The organism is Pseudomonas marginalis, assembly GCF_001645105.1.
Classification (GTDB): Bacteria; Pseudomonadota; Gammaproteobacteria; order Pseudomonadales; family Pseudomonadaceae; genus Aquipseudomonas; species Aquipseudomonas petroselini.
Window position 1 is genome coordinate 231,131 of the sequence record NZ_LKEG01000052.1, and the last position, 19,069, is coordinate 250,199.

Below are 19,069 nucleotides of genomic sequence, written 5' to 3' on the forward strand. Positions count from 1 at the left end.
AGTCCTGCTATGCGGGGTTCGCAGGCGCGGGGCTTTTTTGTATGATGTGCGACCCGCGCGCACTGGGCGCCGATAGAGGTTGAGCATGCAGGCCCTAGAAGTTAAGAGCTTTCTTGAAGGAAAGCTGCCGGAAACGACCGTAGAAGTTGAAGGCGAAGGCTGCAACTTCCAGCTGAACGTGATTAGCGATGAACTGGCGGCACTCAGCCCGGTCAAGCGTCAGCAGCAGATCTATGCCCATTTGAACCCGTGGATCACCGATGGCAGCATCCATGCGGTCACTATGAAATTTTTCAGCCGCGCGGCCTGGGCCGAGCGCACCTGAGCCCCCAAGGCGTCGAGATTCTTATGGATAAATTGATTATTACCGGCGGTGCCCGCCTTGATGGCGAGATTCGCATCTCCGGTGCAAAAAACTCCGCCTTGCCGATCCTGGCAGCGACCCTGCTGTGCGATGGTCCGGTCACCGTGGCCAACTTGCCGCACCTGCACGACATCACCACCATGATCGAGTTGTTCGGTCGCATGGGTATCGAGCCGGTTATCGACGAGAAATTGTCGGTTGAAATCGACCCGCGCACCATCAAGACCCTGATCGCTCCGTACGAACTGGTGAAAACCATGCGTGCGTCGATCCTGGTGTTGGGCCCGATGGTTGCCCGTTTCGGTGAAGCCGAAGTGGCCCTGCCTGGTGGTTGCGCCATCGGCTCGCGTCCGGTGGACCTGCACATCCGTGGCCTCGAAGCCATGGGCGCGACCATCGACGTCGAAGGCGGCTACATCAAGGCCAAGGCGCCGGAGGGCGGCCTGCGTGGCGCCAACTTCTTCTTTGATACCGTCAGCGTGACCGGTACCGAGAACATCATGATGGCCGCTGCCCTGGCCAACGGCCGCAGCGTCCTGCAAAACGCCGCGCGCGAGCCGGAAGTGGTCGACCTGGCCAACTTCCTGATCGCCATGGGAGCCAACATCACCGGCGCCGGCACCGACACCATCACCATCGACGGCGTAAAACGCCTGCACCCGGCCACCTACAAGGTGATGCCGGACCGCATCGAGACCGGTACCTACTTGGTTGCCGCCGCCGTTACCGGTGGCCGCGTCAAGGTCAAGGACACCGATCCGACGATCCTGGAAGCGGTCCTGGAAAAGCTGCGCGAAGCGGGTGCCGAAATCACCACCGGCGAAGACTGGATCGAGCTGAACATGCACGGCAAGCGTCCTAAAGCCGTCAACGTGCGTACCGCTCCGTACCCGGCGTTCCCGACCGACATGCAAGCGCAGTTCATTTCCTTGAACGCCATTGCCGAAGGCACCGGTGCCGTGATCGAGACCATCTTCGAAAACCGTTTCATGCACGTGTACGAACTGCACCGCATGGGCGCGAAGATCCAGGTTGAAGGCAACACCGCCATCGTCACCGGCACCGAGAAGCTCAAGGGCGCGCCAGTCATGGCCACCGACCTCCGGGCTTCGGCCAGCCTGGTGATCTCTGCGCTGATCGCCGAAGGCGACACCCTGATCGACCGCATCTACCACATAGACCGTGGCTACGAGTGCATCGAAGAAAAACTGCAGATGCTCGGCGCGAAAATCCGCCGCGTACCGGGCTAGTCCCCGGCGCTGCAAACACCTTAACCGTGGCGAGGGAGCTTGCTCCCGTTGGACTGCGCAGCAGTCCCGCTTTTGAGGGCCGCTTCGCGACCCAGCGGGAGCAAGCTCCCTCGCCACAGGAAGGTGTTTGTTGTTAAATGGTTTGTTTCAAATCGGGGCTGTAATGGCCTCGATCTGTGTCTGGCGCCGTTCGCGACCGGACAGCAATAGCCTGATGAAGGACTGACGTTTCCCATGTTGACCATCGCACTGTCCAAGGGCCGCATCCTTGACGACACGTTGCCGCTTCTGGCTGAAGCGGGCATCGTGCCGACCGAGAATCCGGACAAGAGCCGCAAGCTGATCATCCCCACGACCCAGGACGACGTTCGCCTGTTGATCGTGCGGGCTACCGACGTGCCGACCTACGTTGAACATGGCGCGGCCGACCTCGGTGTCGCGGGTAAAGACGTGCTGATGGAATACGGCGGCCAGGGCTTGTACGAGCCATTGGACCTGCGTATCGCTCTGTGCAAGCTGATGACCGCCGGCCGTGTCGGTGATGTCGAGCCCAAGGGCCGCCTGCGCGTGGCAACCAAGTTCGTCAACGTCGCCAAGCGCTACTACGCCGAGCAAGGTCGTCAGGTCGACATTATCAAGCTGTACGGCTCGATGGAGCTGGCGCCGCTGATCGGCCTGGCCGACAAGATCATCGACGTGGTCGACACCGGCAACACCCTGCGTGCCAACGGTTTGGAGCCGCAGGATTTCATTGCCGATATCAGCTCTCGCCTGATCGTCAACAAAGCATCGATGAAGATGCAGCACGCCCGTATCCAGGCGTTGATCGACACCCTGCGCAAGGCAGTGGAGTCGCGACACCGCGGTTGACCTACCTGCGTAGCTGAAAAGCTACGCCCGTCTATCCGCCTCATACCAGAATTCTCAGGTGCCCAAGCGGAAACGACTGCTGGAAAGGTGCGCTGACGTTCAATAACGAAGCGCGTTATTGAACGTCAGCGCACCTTCGGGCGCCTGAGTTTTTGCCAATTCTATTGAGGCCCTCGCTATGACCACGTCCACTGCAATTGCCCGACTCAACGCTGCCGACCCGGATTTCGCCCATCATCTGGATCATCTGCTGAGCTGGGAAAGCGTGTCCGACGACTCGGTCAACCAGCGGGTGCTCGACATCATCAAGGCCGTGCGTGAGCGCGGTGATGCGGCGCTGGTGGACTTCACCCGCCAGTTCGACGGCCTGGACGTCAAGTCCATGTCTGACCTGATCCTGCCCCGCGAACGCCTTGAGCTAGCCCTGACACGCATCACCGCGCCGCAGCGCGAGGCCCTGGAAGTGGCGGCGTCTCGCGTGCGCAGCTACCACGAAAAGCAGAAACAGGACTCCTGGAGCTACACCGAGGCTGACGGCACGGTGCTGGGCCAGAAGGTCACGCCGCTGGACCGTGCCGGTTTGTACGTGCCGGGCGGTAAGGCGTCGTATCCGTCATCGGTGTTGATGAACGCAATCCCGGCCAAAGTGGCGGGCGTGACCGAAGTGGTCATGGTGGTACCGACCCCGCGCGGTGAAATCAACGAGCTGGTGCTGGCTGCCGCTTGCATCGCCGGTGTCGACCGCGTGTTCACCATCGGTGGCGCCCAAGCCGTCGCCGCCCTGGCCTATGGCACCGAAAGCGTACCGAAAGTCGATAAAGTGGTCGGTCCCGGCAACATCTACGTCGCCACTGCCAAGCGCCACGTGTTTGGCCAGGTCGGTATCGACATGATCGCCGGCCCTTCGGAAATCCTCGTGGTATGCGACGGCCAGACCGATCCGGACTGGATCGCCATGGACCTGTTCTCCCAGGCCGAGCACGATGAAGACGCCCAGGCGATCCTGGTCAGCCCGGACGCCGAGTTCCTCGACCAAGTGGCGGCCAGCATCAATAAGCTGCTTCCGACCATGGAGCGCGCCGAGATCATCGAGAAGTCGATCAATGGCCGTGGCGCATTGATCCTGGTGCGCGACATGGAGCAGGCCATCGAAGTGGCCAACCGCATCGCGCCGGAGCACTTGGAGTTGTCCGTAGCCGACCCACAAGCCTGGCTGCCGTCGATTCGCCACGCCGGTGCGATCTTCATGGGCCGCCACACCAGCGAAGCCCTGGGCGACTACTGCGCGGGCCCGAACCACGTGCTGCCGACCTCCGGCACCGCGCGTTTCTCGTCGCCGCTGGGCGTGTATGACTTCCAGAAGCGTTCGTCGATCATCTTCTGCTCGCCGCAAGGCGCCTCGGAGCTGGGCAAGACCGCTTCCGTGCTGGCCCGAGGTGAATCCCTGAGTGCCCACGCCCGCAGCGCCGAATACCGCATCCTTGAAGAGAAGGGGAACTGAAACATGAGTAAATTCTGGAGCCCTTTCGTCAAGGACTTGGTGCCTTACGTACCCGGCGAACAACCCAAGCTGACCAAGCTGGTCAAGCTCAACACCAACGAAAACCCCTACGGCCCATCGCCCAAGGCGTTGGCGGCGATGCAGGCCGAGTTGAACGACAGCCTGCGCCTGTACCCGGACCCCAACAGTGACCTGCTCAAGCAGGCCGTGGCCAAGTATTACGGGATCGACGCTGGTAAAGTTTTCCTCGGCAACGGTTCCGATGAAGTCCTTGCACACATCTTTCACGGTCTGTTCCAGCACGATTTGCCGCTGCTGTTCCCGGACATCAGCTACAGCTTCTACCCGGTTTACTGCGGTCTTTATGGCATCAAGTCCGACCCGGTGCCGCTGGACGAGCAGTTCCAGATCCGCGTGGCGGACTACGCCAAGCCCAACGGCGGGATCATCTTCCCCAACCCGAACGCGCCTACTGGCTGTGTGCTGGCGCTGGACGCGGTGGAGCAGATCCTCAAGGGCAGTCCGGATTCGGTGGTGGTGGTCGATGAAGCCTATATCGACTTCGGCGGCGAAACCGCGATCAGCCTGGTAGACCGCTACCCGAACCTGCTGGTGACCCAGACCCTGTCCAAATCGCGCTCACTCGCCGGTCTGCGCGTGGGACTGGCCGTGGGCCACCCGGACCTGATCGAAGCGCTGGAGCGGGTCAAGAACAGCTTCAACTCTTATCCACTGGATCGCCTGGCGATTGTCGGTGCAGCGGCGGCGTTCGAAGACCGTGAGTATTTTGAGAGGACGTGCCGGTTAGTCATCGATAGCCGTGACAAGCTGGTCGCTCAATTGGAGGAGAAGGGTTTTGAGGTGTTGCCGTCGGCAGCCAACTTCATCTTTGCCCGCCACCCTGAGCACGACGCTGCCAGCCTGGCGGCCAAGTTGCGGGAGCAAGGGGTGATCTTACGGCACTTCAAGCAGGCGCGGATTGCCCAGTTCCTGCGGATCAGCATTGGCACGCCTGAGCAGAACCAGGCGTTGATCGATGGGCTCGGTGAGCTCTAAGCCACACTGAAGAGCAAAATGTGGGAGGGGGCTTGCCCCCGATTGCGGTGTATCAGTCAGCTAATGCATTGACTGACACACTGCTATCGGGGGCAAGCCCCCTCCCACATTCAGTTTTGCAGTACTGGTTAGATCAGTGGCTCGTCAGGCTTTTTGTTCTTCCAGCCATCATTGCCCGGCAGCAGCAGGTTCAAACCAATCGCCACCACCGCGCACAGGGCGATGCCCTTGAGGCCGAAGTCATCCGGGCCGGTGCCGGTACCCACCAGCACACCGCCAATCCCGAACACCAACGTCACCGACACGATCACCAGGTTGCGTGCCTCGCCCAGGTCGATCTTGTGGCGGATCAGTGTGTTCATCCCCACCGCAGCAATCGAGCCGAACAGCAGGCACAGAATCCCGCCCATCACCGGCACCGGGATGCTCTGCAGCAGCGCGCCGAACTTACCGATAAACGCCAGGCTGATGGCAAACACCGCCGCCCAGGTCATGATCTTCGGATTGTAGTTCTTGGTCAGCATCACCGCGCCGGTCACTTCGGCGTAGGTGGTGTTCGGCGGGCCGCCAAACAGGCCGGCGGCCGTGGTGGCAATGCCGTCACCCAGCAAGGTACGGTGCAGGCCGGGCTTCTTCAGGTAGTCGCGACCGGTCACGCTGCCCACCGCAATCACACCGCCGATATGTTCGATCGCCGGGGCCAGGGCCACCGGGACGATAAACAGGATCGCCTGCCAGTTGAATTCCGGCGCGGTGAAGTGGGGCAAGGCGAACCAGGGGGCGGCGGCGATCTTCGCGGTGTCGACCACGCCAAAGTAGAACGACATGGCAAAACCCACCAGCACGCCGGAGATGATCGGCACCAGGCGGAAAATACCCTTGCCGAACACCGCCACGATCAGGGTGGTCAGCAGCGCCGGCATCGAGATCAGCATCGCCGTCTGGTAGTGGATCAGCTCGGCACCGTCGCCGGATTTACCCATCGCCATGTTGGCGGCAATCGGCGCCATGGCCAGGCCGATCGAAATGATCACCGGGCCGATGACCACTGGCGGCAGCAACCGGTCGATAAACCCGGTGCCCTTGATCTTCACCGCCAGGCCCAGGAAGGTATAAACGAAACCGGCCGCCATCACCCCGCCCATCGTCGCCGCGAGGCCGAACTGGTCCTTGGCGAGAATGATCGGGGTGATGAAGGCAAAGCTCGACGCCAGGAAGACCGGCACCTGTCGCCCTGTCACCACCTGGAACAGCAAGGTGCCCAGGCCCGCGGTGAACAGTGCGACGTTTGGATCAAGGCCTGTGATCAGCGGCATCAACACCAGCGCGCCAAATGCTACGAAGAGCATCTGTGCGCCAGACAGGATCTGGCGCCAAAGCGGGTCGTTGAATTCATCCTGCATGCTCACGCGTCCTTCTGCTTGGTGCCGAAGATCTTGTCACCGGCATCGCCCAGGCCTGGGATGATGTAGCCGTGTTCGTTGAGGCGCTCATCGATGGACGCGGTGTAGATCTGCACGTCCGGGTGGGCCTTCTCGACGGCAGCGATGCCTTCGGGCGCGGCAACCAGCACCATGGCGCGGATGTCCTTGCAACCGGCTTTCTTCAGCAGGTCGATAGTGGCAACCATGGAACTGCCGGTGGCGAGCATCGGGTCGATGATCATCGCCAGGCGCTCGTTGATTTCCGGGACCAGTTTTTCCAGGTAGGTATGGGCCTGCAGCGTTTCTTCATTGCGGGCCACGCCGACGGCGCTGACCTTGGCGCCCGGGATCAGGCTGAGTACGCCTTCGAGCATGCCGATACCGGCGCGCAGGATCGGCACCACGGTGATTTTCTTACCGGCGATCTTCTCGACTTGGACGGTACCGGCCCAGCCTTCGATATCGTAGGTTTCCAGGGGTAAATCTTTGGTGGCTTCGTAAGTGAGCAACGCTCCGACTTCCTGAGCAAGCTCACGGAAGTTCTTCGTGCTAATGTCGGCGCGGCGCATAAGGCCGAGCTTGTGTCGGATCAGCGGGTGGCGGATCTCGCGAGTGGGCATGGGAAAGGCTCCGGCGGCGGGCAAAAAAACCGGCCTAGATTAATCTATCCGAGGGTGTTGTCCTATAGACATCTAGTACGTTAGTCCATTAAGGCTTGCTCGGAGCGCATGAGAAGCGTACCTTCGCCCGCTTTTCTTGCCACAGCACCCCCTTGGAGAGCGCCATGTCCGCTGATCTCGAGCATATCCGTCAAATCATGCGCGAGGCTGACTGCCTGTACACCGAAGCGCAAGTCGAAGAGGCGATCGCCAAGGTTGGCGCGCACATCACCCGCGAGATGGCCGACACTAACCCGGTGGTCTTCTGCGTGATGAACGGTGGCCTGATCTTCGCCGGCAAATTGCTCACCCACCTGCAATTTCCGCTTGAAGCGTCCTACCTGCACGCCACCCGCTATCGCAACGAAACCAGCGGCGGCGACCTGTTCTGGAAAGCCAAGCCGGAAGTCTCCTTCATTGATCGCGACGTGCTGATCATCGATGACATTCTCGACGAAGGTCACACCCTGGGCGCGATCATCGACTTCTTCAAACACGCCGGTGCGCGCAAAGTGCACACCGCCGTGCTGATCGACAAAGACCACGACCGCAAGGCCCGCCCTGAGCTCAAAGCCGATTTCGTCGGCCTGCCGTGCATCGACCGTTACATCTTCGGCTATGGCATGGACTACAAGGGCTACTGGCGCAACGCCAATGGCATTTACGCCGTCAAAGGGATGTAAGCCATGGCCCGTTTTCTTGATCAGACGCTGTTTGCCGAACTGGCCGAGAAAGCGGGCGCCAGCCCTCGTGGCCGGCACCACCACAACTTCCACCAGATGGAAGAACCCTGTCATCGCCTGGCCGTGGGCCTGCAACCTGACACCTATGTCCCGCCCCATCGGCACCTGAGCGCGGACAAGGCCGAAACCTTGTTGGTGCTGCAGGGCCGTTTGGGCTTGCTGGTTTTCAGCGACACCGGCGAAGTGCTCGCCAAGCGCGTCATGCAGGCGGGTGGTGAATGCTCGGGCGTTGATCTGCCGCCGGGTGTATTCCATGGCCTGGTGGTGCTGGCGCCCGACACGGTGATGTTCGAGTGCAAGGCCGGGCCTTATCGTCCGGTGGGCGAGGGTGAGCTGGCCGACTGGGCGCCCCGGGAAGGCGAGGCCGGCGTGGCCGAGTATCAACGCTGGATGCTTGCCCAGTTCAGTTGAGCTACAGTGCTGGGCTACCTCGCACGGAGCGGCCCATGAGCCTGTTGATTCGCACCTGCGCCGCCTTGGCGCTGACCCTCAGCTTACCCCTGGCAGCGGCGCCTGCGCCGATGCACAGCCAATTCCTGCCGGCGGACGACCTCACCCTGCGTGCCCAAATCCCTGACCAGCAGCAACTGCTGCAAGTCACTGAGTACGCAGTGGTGGTGGGCAACCAGCGCCAATCCAACCAGCAACCGATCCCGGTGACCTCGCCGCTGATGATCCGCCTCAAGGGCAAGTCCTTGAACAAAGGCGCAACAATCAGCCAAGTGGTGCTCAATTTTGATGCTGAAAGCAAAAGCCTGAAAAAACCGGTGTATGACGACTCCAGCAAAACCCTGACGCTGTCTTACCCCTTGGCCCAATACCGGGTGATTGTCGACCTGCTGCGCAATGACACGGTGTATGTGCAGTTCCTCAGTTATGCCAATGGGCATATCTGGGCAGATTTGCATACCGGTGCGGTGCGTACCCAATAGCAAGAACACTGAAAAGCTAGTGTGGGAGGGGGGCAAGCCCCATCCCACATTGAATCTCCAGCGCTTTCGAAGCCTGCGTCGCACAGGTAGACTTCAAACCCCGTGTAAATGTCTGCAGGCTGGAGTCGGTAATGCGTAAAGATAAGAAACAGGTGATTGGTGACGAGATCGGTGACGATCAGATCAAGTTGTTCCTGGACTTCGAGCCGGTCGACGCGACTTCACCGTCCCTGCACAAACTGATCAAGGCCTACCGTGGCCTGCGTATCGACGACTTCGAACGGTTCCTGGGCTTCTTCAAGGAAGCTGGCCTGGACCTCGACGGCAAGGATGAGCATGGCCAGACCTTCGTCGATCTGATCAAGGATCAGCGCCACGCGGACGAGTACATCGAACTGATCGAAAACGCTCGCGGCTGATTATCCGAGACATAAAAAAACGCCCCGTTCTCATCACGAGAGCGGGGCGTTTTTTATGGCGTCACGGCCTCAAGCGTAGCTCTCGGTCTCGGCGGCAGGTGCAACCAGCTCCAGGCTGATGTTGTTCTGCATGTTGATCTTGCGATACAGCTCGGCGTCGGTCTCCAGGACTTTCTCCCGCGCCGGGAAGATTTCCTGCAACTTGGTCGCCCATTCCCCGGCGGTTTTTTCCGGGAAGCAGCGTTCGATCAGTTCCAGCATGATCGAAACCGTCACCGAAGCGCCTGGGGATGCGCCCAAGAGTGCTGCCAGCGAACCATCTTTGGCCGCGACCAGCTCGGTACCAAATTGCAGCACGCCGCCTTTCTTCGGGTCTTTCTTGATGATCTGCACCCGTTGGCCGGCCACTTCCAGGCGCCAGTCTTCGGCTTTCGCCTCCGGGTAGAAGCGGCGCAGGGATTCCAGGCGCTGCTCCATGGACTGCATCACTTCGCTGACCAAGTATTTGGTCAGGTCCATGTTGTCCCGGGCCACGGCCAGCATCGGGCCGATGTTGCCGGCGCGAACCGACAGGGGCAGGTCAAGGAATGAGCCGTGCTTGAGGAACTTGGTGGTGAACCCGGCGTATGGCCCGAACAGCAGGGACTTCTTGCCATCCACCACGCGGGTGTCCAAGTGCGGCACGGACATCGGTGGCGAACCCACCGCCGCCTGGCTGTAGACCTTGGCCTGGTGATGCTTGACCACTTCCGGGTTGTCGCAACGCAGCCATTGGCCGCTGACCGGGAAGCCGCCAAAGCCTTTGCTTTCTTCGATGCCCGAGGCTTGCAGCAGCGGCAGGGCCGCGCCACCGGCGCCGAGGAACACGAACTTGGCATCGACTTCACGGCTGTTGCCGCTGTTGACGTCCTTGATGCTCACGGTCCAGCCCGCGCCATTGCGCTTGAGGCCGGTGACACGCTTGCTGTACTTGACCTGGGCATCCGGCGAGCTGGACAGGTGGCTGAGCAGCTGGTTGGTCAGCGCGCCGAAGTTGACGTCGGTACCGTTCATCACGCGGGTGGCCGCGATTTTTTCGTCGAGCGGGCGGCCCGGCATCATCAGCGGCATCCACTCGGCCATCTCGTTGCGATCTTCGGTGTAGTGCATGTCCGAAAACGCGTGATGCTGGCTGAGGGTTTCAAAGCGCTGCTTGAGGAAAGACACACCTTTTTCGCCCTGCACGAAGCTCAGGTGCGGCACCGGGCTGATAAAGGACTTGGACGAGCCAAAGGTGCCCTTTTGGGTCAGGTACGCCCAGAACTGCTTCGACACCTCGAACTGGGTGTTGATGTGCACGGCTTTCTTGATGTCGATGGAGCCATCTGCGGCCTGCGGCGTGTAGTTGAGCTCACACAGGCCGGCGTGGCCGGTACCAGCGTTGTTCCACGGGTTGGAACTTTCCGCGGCACCCGAATCCATCAGCTCAACGACTTCCAGCTTGAGGCCGGGGTCGAGCTCTTTGAGCAGTACGGCCAGGGTGGCACTCATGATGCCGGCCCCTACCAGTACTACGTCGACTGCTTCGTTATGCGCCATTTAACGCGTCTCCAAAATCTGCAGCACCAAATTGACGGCATGGCTGCCAGGAGTGACGGGGCGGTTCACGTGTTGCCCCAGGTTACCCATGGCCAGGATCGCCATGTCCGATTCGCAATTCTTTGCAACTTCAGCACACGCTTCCTGCCGGGCGAATCTGCCTATGAACGCATTCATGGGCGCCTGTGGCAATTCGACTTATGGTCAAAGCGTGTGATTCGTGCAATCAATCCGTAGCGGACAGGCTCAAGCTCCGGTTGTTGAGGAGTACTCGGTCCTGTGTGGTTGGGCTGTTCCAGACGCTGATGGTGCTTGTACAAACGCCAAACTATTCATTTGCTCGCCACACTCTTGTGAAGTTGTGAAAACCCGTTTTTTCACGCTCTTTTGAAGACGTGAACCTCAAAAAAGGGCTGCCCCAGCCTGGCACCTGGCCCGGATACCTTGCCGACACGCGGCAAAACGGGCAAACAACTCAAGTGGCCGAGCGCAATGGCAGCTCTGGCAGATTCGGTAAAGACGGGTGGTTTGCAAAAAAACAGCAAGCGCGCCAGCTTCACTCGATCTGTGTGGGCGGCTCTCTGTGGGCGATTCTTGGGGTTAATGCCGAGGCATTAACGATGCTGCGAGGCCCGATCAGGAGACGTCCTTATAATCGGGGGGAGATTGTAGCGAAGAACGCCAAGGAAATGGGCGTGTTTTATGACTTTTATTAGGCGTTCGGTCAGGCGGCCAACGGCTGGTGCCGGGGTGACTGCGCTGGACGCGGGCTGACACGGGCGCGGGCCGGCAGCGGGTGGTGCATCCAGCTCAGGCGGATTTCGTCAATTTCCACCCAGCCGTCACCTACAGGAGGCTGGCTGCACTCCTTGAAGGCCTGGCAACGACCTTGCGCATCGAGCAGGGCGTACTGGCGAAGGGCGGTCTTGCGCGTGAACAGTGACCAGAAAAAATGCATGGCGATCAACCTCCTGAGATTGGGGCCAAGCTTGCCTGTCGGGCATGACGGGCCTGTGTATCGGTCATGACATATCAGTGACATCGAACCGCTACAGTCCGCACGGGTCTCAGGATGTAACTGGCGCTAGTTCCCGGCACTGGCGCACCGCTATACTGCCCGCCTGTCGGTACTCGATTTCTGGAGAGAAGAGCATGTTGCAACGCCTGTTGTTCGGTTTGATCACTGTGACCAGTTTGACCTTGGTTGGCTGCGCCAACAGTCCGCAACAACTGACCCCGGAACCGAAGATCACCACCCAGTTGGCCCCAGTCGGCCACGGCCAGGCGGTATCGGTGCGTGTGGTGGATGGTCGTCCATCGCCGACACTCGGCTCGCGCGGTGGCCTGTACCCGGAAACTGCCCTGGTCTCGGTGAACGCTCAGGACGTACTGCCCAAGCTGCAAGCCCAGGCTGAAGCTGCCGTGCGCCTGCTGGGTTTCACCCCGAGCCCCAACGCGCCGGGTGCTCCGCAGTTGACCATCACCCTGGCCGAATTGAAATATCAGTCGCCTAAAGACGGCCTGTACGTGACCGAGGCGTCCATCGGCGCGACCTTCAAGTCCGACGTCAGCGCCGGTACCCGTCGCTACAGCGGTCGCTACGGTGCGTCCCTGAACCAGCGGTTCGGTATGTCGCCGAACCAGGAAACCAACACCAAGTTGGTCAGCGATGTCCTGAGTGACGCCTTGACTCGACTGTTCAAGGACCCAAGCATCGGTTCATTGCTCAGCTCGCAATAACCGCTTCCCAAAAAAACCGGACGCTGCGAGGCGTCCGGTTTTTTTTCGCCTTCAGTTTCATGCGGCGGTGTCGATACAGAAGTCCAGCAGGCTCACCCCCGTCAACAGATCGGTCTCCGGCAAGTCCGCATGCTGGTGCCCGCCAAGCGCGCAATACACCAGCCAGTGGCGGTCCTGGACGTTGAAGGCCAGGCCGCCGATCAGCGCCTCTTGCTCTTCGCTTTGGGCGATCAGGTACAGCCGATCCTGGTTTTGCGCGTGCAACATGACAAGCTCCTAAAGCGTCGAAGGGCAACAGAGTGGCCTGTTAAGGTGACGTTCAGGTGACGACGTAAATTACTGGATACATTAGCCGCCAATGGGGGAGGGAGCATTTGCGGCGCTGGAGGCCACTATCGTTCAGGTTTGTATCTGAACTGATACCAAGACACTGTCTACTGAGGTTTGCGATGGCGCTGCCCGCACTATTGATTAATGTTGTGGCTTTATTGGTGGCCTGCCCGGGTGCCGCGCTGCTGTTCATCACCCGCCTGCACGAACAGCGCGCGATGGCCGAACTGACCGCACAACGCGAAGACCGCGCGATCGACCAGCCGATGTTGTTTCTGGATGTGCGCACCGAGCGGGCGCATCGCCTGGCTTACCGCGTCGGGTTCGCCTGCCTGGGGTTGGCGCTGGCCCTCTCCTGGCTCAGCACCCGTCTTTAAACACGCCATAAAGCAAATGTGGGAGGGGGCTTGCCCCCGATAGCGGTGTGCCAGTCAATTAGATGTCGACTGACACTCCGTCATCGGGGGCAAGCCCCCTCCCACATTTGGATCGGTGTTTTACAGCGGAATGCCCGCTTTGACCCGATACTGATTACGCACCGGGGTTGCATATTGCACCACCAGGTACGGCCGGTGCTCGGCCGGGCATTCGTTCAGGCGGCGCTCCCATTCAGCCTTGGCCTTGGCCAGTTCGTCCGCCGGGAACACTTCGGCCGCCGTCGGCACCTGCAATTGCGGGTCGGCGTCGCTCCACTGCTGGTACGCCAGGTAGTGCACCGGGAACAGCCTGTAACCGCCCAAAATCTGCCGGTCCATTTCCACCGCCAGCAGCTTGGTGTCTTCGAAGCGTTCGGTAATCGGCGGTGCGAAGTTGATATGCACCCGGCCCTTGTAGCCCGTGATGCCAAGGGCGATGCTCACGTCATCCTCACCCGGTGCCTTGCAGTAGGTACCCGTCGTGGCGCGGATATACAGCTCGCGAGCCTTGGCGGTATCGCAAGGGTCGTACTCGTAGCTGATCGATACTGGCGTCAGGTTCAGCGACTGGATCACCTCGGCAAACGGCTCGTCCTTGCGGCTGACGTGGAACATCTTGAGGATCGCCGACTCGGTGCGATCATCCCCATCCTTGGCGCGCCCTTCGGCCTGGGCGATCCAGATCGACTGGCAGTCGTTGCGGATCGAGTGGTTGATGTAGGCCGACAGCAGGTTGTAGGCCGCCATCTTCTCCTTTCGCCCGGTGATCGAGCGGTGCACGATAAAGCTCTTGTTCAGGCGCATCAGGTCGCTGACAAACGGCTTTTGCAGCAGGTTGTCGCCGATGGCGATGCGGGGCGTCGGCAGGCCGGCGTGGTATACGGCATAGTTGACGAAGGCCGGGTCCATTACGATATCGCGGTGGTTGGCCAGGAATACGTAGGCGGTGCCAGACTTGAGTTGCTCTACACCGGTATAAGTGACGCCGTCGGTCGCTCGATCAATGGTGTGATCGACGTAATACTCGACTTTGTCCTGCAGCGTGGCCACGGTGGTGACGCCGGCGAATTCACGGCGCAGCTTGCGGGCGATCATTGGCTTGAGCAGCCAGCCCAGGGCGCCGGCAAAGCGCGGGAAGCGAAAGTGGGTCAGGATGTCCAGAAAGGCCTTGTCACTGAACAGCCGGTCCAGTACTGCCGGGACTTCGCTGTCGTTGTAAGGTCGGATGGTATCGAATTGGCCCATCATGCTCTCTTGTTAGAAACGGCTAGGGTAAGTAAAGGAAATACCAGGGCGCGGCCTGAGTAATGGGCTCAGCCGAACGATAACCCTGTAAATAGACCGGCGATTATACGCACAAGTCACCTTGGAGGCTGCGATGCTGGAAAGCGCGACGTACGATTGTCCTTATTGTGGTGAAGTGGTCGAGACAACGGTGGATTTGTCGGGTGGTGACCAGACCTATATAGAGGACTGCCAGGTGTGTTGCCGACCGATTATTTTCGATCTGCAGGTCCATGGTGAAGAATGGATGCTTGAAACCCGCAGCGAGAACGAATAACGGGGACGCCCATGCAGCGAATCTACGAACCGGAAAACCTGATGGAAGGCGAGCTGCTGCAACAGATGCTCGCCAGTGAGGGCATCGAGGCGCACCTGGTGGGGCGCCATTTGCTGGGCGGCACTGGCGAATTGCCGATCTTCGGCCTATTGGGGCTGGAGGTGGACAACGACCGGGCCGTTGACGCCCGCGAGCTGATCACTGCCTACATTGGCGCGCAACCCTTGCCCGGCGACGAACCGGACAGCTTCCCCGACGTGCTGGTCTGTTAGGCTGTCGGTCGGTTTACCCAAGAGTCGTGTTGCCCCATGTGTGGACGTTATGCCCTGTTTCGCTGGAGCCCTGCTTTTGCTGCCTTGCCGGGCTTCCCGGCCGACCAGCAGGCCCAGTGGAACATCTCCCCGAATGATTCGGTGCTGATCCAGCGCGCCACCGACGGCCAGCGCACCCTGGCGCGAGCCCGCTGGGGGCTTACACCGCCCTGGCTGACCGACCTGTCCCGCACGCCTGCGCATGCGCGAGCCGAAACCTTGGCCGAACAACCGATGTTCCGCGAAGCGTTCCGCCAGCGTCGCTGCCTGCTGCCCGCCAACGGTTTCTACGAATGGCGCGGTACCCAGCGCAAACGCCCGTATTGGTTGACGCCGGGGGAGGGCTCCACGCTGTTTTTCGCCGCGATCTGGGAGGCGTACCCCGTGCAGGAGCAGGTGTGGCTGAGCACGGCGGTGGTGACCCAGGCCGCACAGGCTCAGCGCCGGCCGTTAATCCTGGATGCAGCAGGGCAGGAAGCCTGGCTTGATCCCGAGACGCCGTTGCCTGTGTTGCAAGGCTTGTTGGCCAGTGAGCCGACCGCGTTGCGCGAGCGGGTTTTGGCCAACATGGTCAATGATCCGAAGCTCAATGGGCCGGAGTGCCTGACGCCGGCGTGAGTCTGGGTGTTATGGGATGTCTTTGAGGGCCTCATCGCAGGCAAGCCAGCTCCCACCTTCGACTGTATTCACAGATCCAAGTGTGGAAGCTGGCTTGCCTGCGATAGGGCCCTCAAGAACGCTGAAATCTAAACCTTGAACTGAATGATCAGCCGCCGTTGCTGCTCCGCCAACTTGGTCAAATCTGCACTGGCCGCGCTGGACTCCTCCGCCTCGATGGCTGCGTTGAGGGCCAACAGATTGGTCTGCTCAGCGATCCCGCGAATGGCCGTGAGGATGGCGTTGATGTTCTCGCTGTCCTCGAATAGGGCTGCCTTTTTGTATCGGCCACGGGCCCAATGGGCATGAGGGGGCGCCCGGTAAAATAGTGGGGTGTGTCGCAAATGGAATGGTCGCGCCGCTGGCAAACTGTGCGATGTATCCGAAATTCAGCGGTTACACGTCTGGTGTATCTGGCGCCGATACACATGAGCGCCTACGATACGCGCCATGTTTTCAGGCGTCTTTTCAGGGAGAGTGTGTTGATGAAGAAATCAATGGCGATAAGTGGATTGGTTGCAGCGATGTTGCTGGCCGGTTGTCAGTCGGTCAACACCACCAGCGGCGGTGCCGTTGGGGTCGAGCGTAAGCAGTACATGTTCAGCATGCTGTCGAGCCAGGAAGTCGACCAGATGTATGCCCAGTCCTACCAGCAGACACTGGGCGAAGCCAGCAGCAAGGGCCAGTTGGACAAGACCAGCGCCAACGCCAAGCGCGTGCAGGCCATTGCCAAGCGCCTGATTGCCCAGGCGCCGACCTTCCGCCCGGATGCGGCGCAGTGGAAGTGGGAAGTGAACCTGATCAAGAGCGACGAGATGAACGCCAACTGCGGGCCTGGCGGCAAGATCTTCGTGTACAGCGCGTTGATCGATAACCTCAAGCTCACCGATGACGAACTGGCCGCGGTCATGGGCCATGAAATTGCGCATGCCTTGCGTGAGCATGGTCGCGAAGCCATGTCCAAGGCCTACGGGATCGAGATGGCCAAGCAGGGGGCCGGTGCACTCTTTGGCCTCGGCCAGGACAGCCTGGCATTGGCCGATACCGTGGCCAACTACGGCATGACCTTGCCCAACAGCCGCAGCAATGAAAACGAAGCAGACCTGATCGGCCTGGAACTGTCGGCTCGCGCGGGCTACAACCCGAATGCGGCGATCACGCTGTGGAATAAGATGGCCAAGGCTTCGGAAGGCTCGCCGCCTGAGTTCATGAGCACTCACCCGGCGTCCGACAGCCGAATTGCCTCGTTGCAGGCGGCGATTCCGAAAGTGATGCCGCTGTACCAGCAGGCCAAAAAATCCTGATCCACCGATAAGCACATGGCTGGATTTTTGTAGTGAGCGAGCTTGCCTCGCGCGGGGCAAGCCCGCTCACTACAGAACTGTGCTCATGAGCGCCTTAGATCCAGCCGCTGCTCTGCATGGCCTTGTACACCGCCACAATCGCCAGGACGAAAAACGCTGTCGCCGCCAGTCGACGAATCAAGGTCAATGGCAGTTTTTCCGCCGCAAAATTGCCCGCCAATACCACCGGCACGTTGGCAATCAGCATGCCCACGGTGGTGCCGATAATCACCAGCCACAGTTCCGGGTACTGCGCCGCCAGCATGACCGTGGCGATCTGCGTCTTGTCACCGATTTCCGCGAGGAAGAACGCAATCAACGTGGTCAGGAATGGCCCGAATTTGCGGCTGGTACTGGCTTCGTCATCATCGAGTTTGTCCGGCACCAGGGTCCACAGCGCCGTGGCGCAGAAGCTCGCCGCCAGGATCCAGTGCAGCACAGCATCCGAGAAGAAACTCCCGAACCAGGCCCCCACGGCACCGGCAGCCGCATGGTTGGCCAGGGTCGCGGCGACGATGCCGGCGATGATCGGCCAGGGCTTGCGGAAGCGAGCGGCAAGGATGAGCGCGAGCAGTTGCGTCTTGTCGCCGATTTCGGCCAAGGCAACGATTGCGGTAGGAACGAGTAGTGAATCCAGCATCAGGTAGGTTTCCAGGGGCGGGTCGACACGGCTATGACACGTACAGCCTTCCCGCCCCGGGTAAGGTGTGCGTGTCATAGGTCTTGTCAAACCCCGGTCCGTCTGTGCGGACTCCTGGGTCGCATACGCCATGGTCTGCTGACCAAGTATGTTGACGTATGCCGGACGAGCGTGGCGCTCGTGGGAGACTACTCCCCTAGGACGGAGCGGATTCTGCCTAGGCAAAATCCATTCGGCAAGTGTTCTTTTTCAAACGCCCGTCAGCCGCGCTTGGCACGGTAGATGCGGAAACCATTGCCTTCGGCCTTCACCGCACACACGCCCAGATGCTCTTCGATCAGCGGCTGGTACTTCAGGAAGCTATTGGCGACCAGGCGCAGTTCGCCGCCTTTTGCCAGATGTTTCGCCGCTTTTCGCAGCAGGTTCTCGGTGGCGAAATAATCGGTATGCACCCCGACATGGAACGGTGGGTTGCTCAAAATTGCGTTCAACCCCATCGGCGCCGCGTCGATGCCATCACCGGTCAGCACCTCGGCTTCCAGGCCATTGGCGGTCAAGGTCAAGCGACTGCTGGCCGCAGCAAACGCATCCACATCCAGCATCGTGACGGTGTTGTGCGGGTAGCGACGTTTTACCGCAGCCCCCAGTACGCCAGCGCCGCAACCAAAGTCGAGCAGATGACCACTCGGCAGTTTGTCCAAATGCGCCAGCAACAGCTCGGTGCCGCGATCCAGGCGACCGTGGCTGAACACGCCCGGCAAGCTCACCACCTTCAGGGGGCCTTCGGCCAGCGGCACCTCGAAGACCTGCGCAAGGCTTTCCAGTTCGACCGCCTGCGGCGCGTTGGCCACGGTGACCTGCCACAGCTGGCAATGCCGCGCGTTGTCGAGCTTGCGCGGTTTGCCGAAGGGAATCATCTGCTTGGCGGCGCTTTCGATACCGGCCTTTTTCTCGCCGACCAGGAACAACTCGGCGCCGGGCAAGCGTGCAGCCACGGCGTTGAGCAGGTAGTCGGTGAGGTCCTTGGACTTGGGCAGGAAGATCACCGCCGCGTTAAAGGCGCGCTCCGGCACGGTCACACCGAAGTGGCTACGCTCGGCGAAGCGTGCGTCGAGTGCCGCCTGGTCGCCGGCATGCCAGCTCCAACCGTGGGCGTTGGGCAGGCGCCCCAGCAGGTCGTCGGCAGGCAAACCCACCAATAGCAGGTTGCCTTGAAAAAGTTCGGCCTGACGAAGCAGTACTTCACTGCGCGGATCCATGGTCTGCTCCTTGAAA

At 60.6% G+C, this 19,069-nt stretch carries 24 protein-coding genes, 1 pseudogene and 1 riboswitch; of the genes and pseudogenes, 16 read left to right on the forward strand and 9 right to left on the reverse strand.

Annotated elements, in window-relative coordinates; translation table 11 throughout:
• Positions 1-85 precede the first annotated feature (85 nt).
• The 5 genes from AO064_RS23200 (at position 86) to hisC (ending at position 5,041) form a co-directional block, all read left to right on the forward strand.
• A complete protein-coding gene (locus tag AO064_RS23200; protein WP_003188597.1) occupies positions 86-325 on the forward strand; it encodes a BolA family protein in 240 nt (79 codons plus the stop codon).
• 23 nt (positions 326-348) lie between these two features.
• Positions 349-1,614 carry a UDP-N-acetylglucosamine 1-carboxyvinyltransferase gene (gene murA / locus AO064_RS23205; protein WP_024073479.1) on the forward strand — a complete coding sequence of 422 codons (1,266 nt, stop codon included), beginning with the start codon at positions 349-351 and terminating at the stop codon, positions 1,612-1,614.
• Positions 1,615-1,848: 234 nt separating this feature from the next.
• Positions 1,849-2,484 carry an ATP phosphoribosyltransferase gene (gene hisG / locus AO064_RS23210; protein WP_003188599.1) on the forward strand — a complete coding sequence of 212 codons (636 nt, stop codon included), beginning with the start codon at positions 1,849-1,851 and terminating at the stop codon, positions 2,482-2,484.
• A 178-nt stretch (positions 2,485-2,662) separates the two neighbouring features.
• Positions 2,663-3,985, forward strand: coding sequence for a histidinol dehydrogenase (hisD, locus tag AO064_RS23215; RefSeq protein WP_064054769.1), 1,323 nt, complete (start codon positions 2,663-2,665; stop codon positions 3,983-3,985).
• Positions 3,986-3,988: 3 nt separating this feature from the next.
• Entirely contained in the window at positions 3,989-5,041 is a 1,053-nt protein-coding gene (gene hisC, locus AO064_RS23220) for a histidinol-phosphate transaminase (protein WP_064054770.1), read from the forward strand.
• 128 nt (positions 5,042-5,169) lie between these two features.
• On the opposite strand, the gene AO064_RS23225 is transcribed toward hisC, so the two are convergent.
• Both AO064_RS23225 and upp read right to left on the reverse strand, forming a co-directional pair.
• On the reverse strand, positions 5,170-6,444 hold the full coding sequence (locus tag AO064_RS23225; protein WP_064054771.1) for a uracil-xanthine permease family protein: 1,275 nt from the start codon (positions 6,442-6,444) through the stop codon (positions 5,170-5,172).
• A 2-nt stretch (positions 6,445-6,446) separates the two neighbouring features.
• Entirely contained in the window at positions 6,447-7,085 is a 639-nt protein-coding gene (gene upp / locus AO064_RS23230; RefSeq protein WP_012722253.1) for a uracil phosphoribosyltransferase, read from the reverse strand.
• A gap of 164 nt (positions 7,086-7,249) precedes the next feature.
• On the opposite strand from upp, the gene AO064_RS23235 reads away from it, so the two are divergent.
• From AO064_RS23235 to AO064_RS23250, 4 genes are all read left to right on the forward strand, one after another.
• Positions 7,250-7,807 (forward strand): hypoxanthine-guanine phosphoribosyltransferase, encoded by a 558-nt coding sequence (locus AO064_RS23235; RefSeq protein ID WP_064054772.1) that lies wholly within the window; start codon positions 7,250-7,252, stop codon positions 7,805-7,807.
• 3 nt (positions 7,808-7,810) lie between these two features.
• A complete protein-coding gene (locus AO064_RS23240; protein WP_012722255.1) occupies positions 7,811-8,278 on the forward strand; it encodes a WbuC family cupin fold metalloprotein in 468 nt (155 codons plus the stop codon).
• Between the two features lie 35 nt (positions 8,279-8,313).
• Positions 8,314-8,799, forward strand: coding sequence for a hypothetical protein (locus AO064_RS23245; protein ID WP_064054773.1), 486 nt, complete (start codon positions 8,314-8,316; stop codon positions 8,797-8,799).
• A 131-nt stretch (positions 8,800-8,930) separates the two neighbouring features.
• Complete coding sequence (locus AO064_RS23250) at positions 8,931-9,218, forward strand: PA4642 family protein (protein WP_012722257.1); 288 nt, start codon at positions 8,931-8,933, stop codon at positions 9,216-9,218.
• Positions 9,219-9,287: 69 nt separating this feature from the next.
• Here AO064_RS23250 and mqo read toward each other — a convergent pair whose 3' ends face one another.
• Positions 9,288-10,796 carry a malate dehydrogenase (quinone) gene (gene mqo, locus AO064_RS23255; RefSeq protein ID WP_012722258.1) on the reverse strand — a complete coding sequence of 503 codons (1,509 nt, stop codon included), beginning with the start codon at positions 10,794-10,796 and terminating at the stop codon, positions 9,288-9,290.
• Positions 10,797-11,191: 395 nt separating this feature from the next.
• Between mqo and AO064_RS23260 the strand changes: the two genes are divergently transcribed.
• Entirely contained in the window at positions 11,192-11,512 is a 321-nt protein-coding gene (locus AO064_RS23260; RefSeq protein WP_064054774.1) for a hypothetical protein, read from the forward strand.
• Positions 11,513-11,520: 8 nt separating this feature from the next.
• Here AO064_RS23260 and AO064_RS23265 read toward each other — a convergent pair whose 3' ends face one another.
• Positions 11,521-11,754, reverse strand: coding sequence for a hypothetical protein (locus tag AO064_RS23265; protein ID WP_064054775.1), 234 nt, complete (start codon positions 11,752-11,754; stop codon positions 11,521-11,523).
• Positions 11,755-11,948: 194 nt separating this feature from the next.
• On the opposite strand from AO064_RS23265, the gene AO064_RS23270 reads away from it, so the two are divergent.
• Complete coding sequence (locus AO064_RS23270) at positions 11,949-12,536, forward strand: YajG family lipoprotein (RefSeq protein WP_012722262.1); 588 nt, start codon at positions 11,949-11,951, stop codon at positions 12,534-12,536.
• A 57-nt stretch (positions 12,537-12,593) separates the two neighbouring features.
• On the opposite strand, the gene AO064_RS23275 is transcribed toward AO064_RS23270, so the two are convergent.
• Complete coding sequence (locus tag AO064_RS23275) at positions 12,594-12,803, reverse strand: hypothetical protein (protein ID WP_012722263.1); 210 nt, start codon at positions 12,801-12,803, stop codon at positions 12,594-12,596.
• Between the two features lie 182 nt (positions 12,804-12,985).
• Here AO064_RS23275 and AO064_RS23280 point away from each other — a divergent pair, with 182 nt between their 5' ends.
• Positions 12,986-13,243, forward strand: coding sequence for a hypothetical protein (locus AO064_RS23280; protein WP_012722264.1), 258 nt, complete (start codon positions 12,986-12,988; stop codon positions 13,241-13,243).
• 120 nt (positions 13,244-13,363) lie between these two features.
• Here the strand turns inward: AO064_RS23280 and AO064_RS23285 are convergent, their stop codons facing one another.
• A complete protein-coding gene (locus AO064_RS23285; protein ID WP_183143928.1) occupies positions 13,364-14,527 on the reverse strand; it encodes a 1-acyl-sn-glycerol-3-phosphate acyltransferase in 1,164 nt (387 codons plus the stop codon).
• Positions 14,528-14,660: 133 nt separating this feature from the next.
• Between AO064_RS23285 and AO064_RS23290 the strand changes: the two genes are divergently transcribed.
• The 3 genes from AO064_RS23290 to AO064_RS23300 are packed head-to-tail and all read left to right on the forward strand — an operon-like array spanning position 14,661 to position 15,772.
• Positions 14,661-14,843, forward strand: a complete 183-nt coding sequence (locus tag AO064_RS23290) for a CPXCG motif-containing cysteine-rich protein (protein ID WP_012722266.1) — start codon at positions 14,661-14,663, stop codon at positions 14,841-14,843.
• Positions 14,844-14,854: 11 nt separating this feature from the next.
• Positions 14,855-15,115 carry a putative signal transducing protein gene (locus AO064_RS23295; RefSeq protein ID WP_003171843.1) on the forward strand — a complete coding sequence of 87 codons (261 nt, stop codon included), beginning with the start codon at positions 14,855-14,857 and terminating at the stop codon, positions 15,113-15,115.
• Positions 15,116-15,151: 36 nt separating this feature from the next.
• Positions 15,152-15,772 (forward strand): SOS response-associated peptidase, encoded by a 621-nt coding sequence (locus AO064_RS23300; protein WP_064054777.1) that lies wholly within the window; start codon positions 15,152-15,154, stop codon positions 15,770-15,772.
• A gap of 205 nt (positions 15,773-15,977) precedes the next feature.
• Here AO064_RS23300 and AO064_RS30785 read toward each other — a convergent pair.
• Positions 15,978-16,059: pseudogene (locus AO064_RS30785) on the reverse strand (hypothetical protein); the annotation flags it as partial.
• Between the two features lie 237 nt (positions 16,060-16,296).
• Between AO064_RS30785 and AO064_RS23310 the strand changes: the two are divergent.
• Positions 16,297-17,115, forward strand: a complete 819-nt coding sequence (locus AO064_RS23310; protein WP_043204803.1) for a M48 family metallopeptidase — start codon at positions 16,297-16,299, stop codon at positions 17,113-17,115.
• Positions 17,116-17,209: 94 nt separating this feature from the next.
• Here AO064_RS23310 and AO064_RS23315 read toward each other — a convergent pair whose 3' ends face one another.
• Positions 17,210-17,794, reverse strand: a complete 585-nt coding sequence (locus AO064_RS23315) for a TMEM165/GDT1 family protein (protein WP_012722270.1) — start codon at positions 17,792-17,794, stop codon at positions 17,210-17,212.
• An 88-nt stretch (positions 17,795-17,882) separates the two neighbouring features.
• Positions 17,883-18,004: riboswitch (yybP-ykoY riboswitch) on the reverse strand.
• 50 nt (positions 18,005-18,054) lie between these two features.
• Complete coding sequence (locus AO064_RS23320; RefSeq protein WP_064054779.1) at positions 18,055-19,053, reverse strand: class I SAM-dependent methyltransferase; 999 nt, start codon at positions 19,051-19,053, stop codon at positions 18,055-18,057.
• Between the last annotated feature and the right edge of the window lie 16 nt (positions 19,054-19,069).

What these genes read in the sequence shown, in the direction of transcription:
- AO064_RS23200 (WP_003188597.1), top strand. Translation starts at nt 86, where the DNA reads ATGCAGGCCCTAGAAGTTAAGAGCTTTCTTGAAGGAAAGCTGCCGGAA.
- murA (WP_024073479.1), top strand. Translation starts at nt 349, where the DNA reads ATGGATAAATTGATTATTACCGGCGGTGCCCGCCTTGATGGCGAGATT.
- hisG (WP_003188599.1), top strand. Translation starts at nt 1,849, where the DNA reads ATGTTGACCATCGCACTGTCCAAGGGCCGCATCCTTGACGACACGTTG.
- hisD (WP_064054769.1), top strand. Translation starts at nt 2,663, where the DNA reads ATGACCACGTCCACTGCAATTGCCCGACTCAACGCTGCCGACCCGGAT.
- hisC (WP_064054770.1), top strand. Translation starts at nt 3,989, where the DNA reads ATGAGTAAATTCTGGAGCCCTTTCGTCAAGGACTTGGTGCCTTACGTA.
- AO064_RS23225 (WP_064054771.1), bottom strand. Translation starts at nt 6,444, where the DNA reads ATGCAGGATGAATTCAACGACCCGCTTTGGCGCCAGATCCTGTCTGGC.
- upp (WP_012722253.1), bottom strand. Translation starts at nt 7,085, where the DNA reads ATGCCCACTCGCGAGATCCGCCACCCGCTGATCCGACACAAGCTCGGC.
- AO064_RS23235 (WP_064054772.1), top strand. Translation starts at nt 7,250, where the DNA reads ATGTCCGCTGATCTCGAGCATATCCGTCAAATCATGCGCGAGGCTGAC.
- AO064_RS23240 (WP_012722255.1), top strand. Translation starts at nt 7,811, where the DNA reads ATGGCCCGTTTTCTTGATCAGACGCTGTTTGCCGAACTGGCCGAGAAA.
- AO064_RS23245 (WP_064054773.1), top strand. Translation starts at nt 8,314, where the DNA reads ATGAGCCTGTTGATTCGCACCTGCGCCGCCTTGGCGCTGACCCTCAGC.
- AO064_RS23250 (WP_012722257.1), top strand. Translation starts at nt 8,931, where the DNA reads ATGCGTAAAGATAAGAAACAGGTGATTGGTGACGAGATCGGTGACGAT.
- mqo (WP_012722258.1), bottom strand. Translation starts at nt 10,796, where the DNA reads ATGGCGCATAACGAAGCAGTCGACGTAGTACTGGTAGGGGCCGGCATC.
- AO064_RS23265 (WP_064054775.1), bottom strand. Translation starts at nt 11,754, where the DNA reads ATGCATTTTTTCTGGTCACTGTTCACGCGCAAGACCGCCCTTCGCCAG.
- AO064_RS23270 (WP_012722262.1), top strand. Translation starts at nt 11,949, where the DNA reads ATGTTGCAACGCCTGTTGTTCGGTTTGATCACTGTGACCAGTTTGACC.
- AO064_RS23275 (WP_012722263.1), bottom strand. Translation starts at nt 12,803, where the DNA reads ATGTTGCACGCGCAAAACCAGGATCGGCTGTACCTGATCGCCCAAAGC.
- AO064_RS23280 (WP_012722264.1), top strand. Translation starts at nt 12,986, where the DNA reads ATGGCGCTGCCCGCACTATTGATTAATGTTGTGGCTTTATTGGTGGCC.
- AO064_RS23285 (WP_183143928.1), bottom strand. Translation starts at nt 14,527, where the DNA reads ATGGGCCAATTCGATACCATCCGACCTTACAACGACAGCGAAGTCCCG.
- AO064_RS23290 (WP_012722266.1), top strand. Translation starts at nt 14,661, where the DNA reads ATGCTGGAAAGCGCGACGTACGATTGTCCTTATTGTGGTGAAGTGGTC.
- AO064_RS23295 (WP_003171843.1), top strand. Translation starts at nt 14,855, where the DNA reads ATGCAGCGAATCTACGAACCGGAAAACCTGATGGAAGGCGAGCTGCTG.
- AO064_RS23300 (WP_064054777.1), top strand. Translation starts at nt 15,152, where the DNA reads ATGTGTGGACGTTATGCCCTGTTTCGCTGGAGCCCTGCTTTTGCTGCC.
- AO064_RS23310 (WP_043204803.1), top strand. Translation starts at nt 16,297, where the DNA reads ATGAAGAAATCAATGGCGATAAGTGGATTGGTTGCAGCGATGTTGCTG.
- AO064_RS23315 (WP_012722270.1), bottom strand. Translation starts at nt 17,794, where the DNA reads ATGCTGGATTCACTACTCGTTCCTACCGCAATCGTTGCCTTGGCCGAA.
- AO064_RS23320 (WP_064054779.1), bottom strand. Translation starts at nt 19,053, where the DNA reads ATGGATCCGCGCAGTGAAGTACTGCTTCGTCAGGCCGAACTTTTTCAA.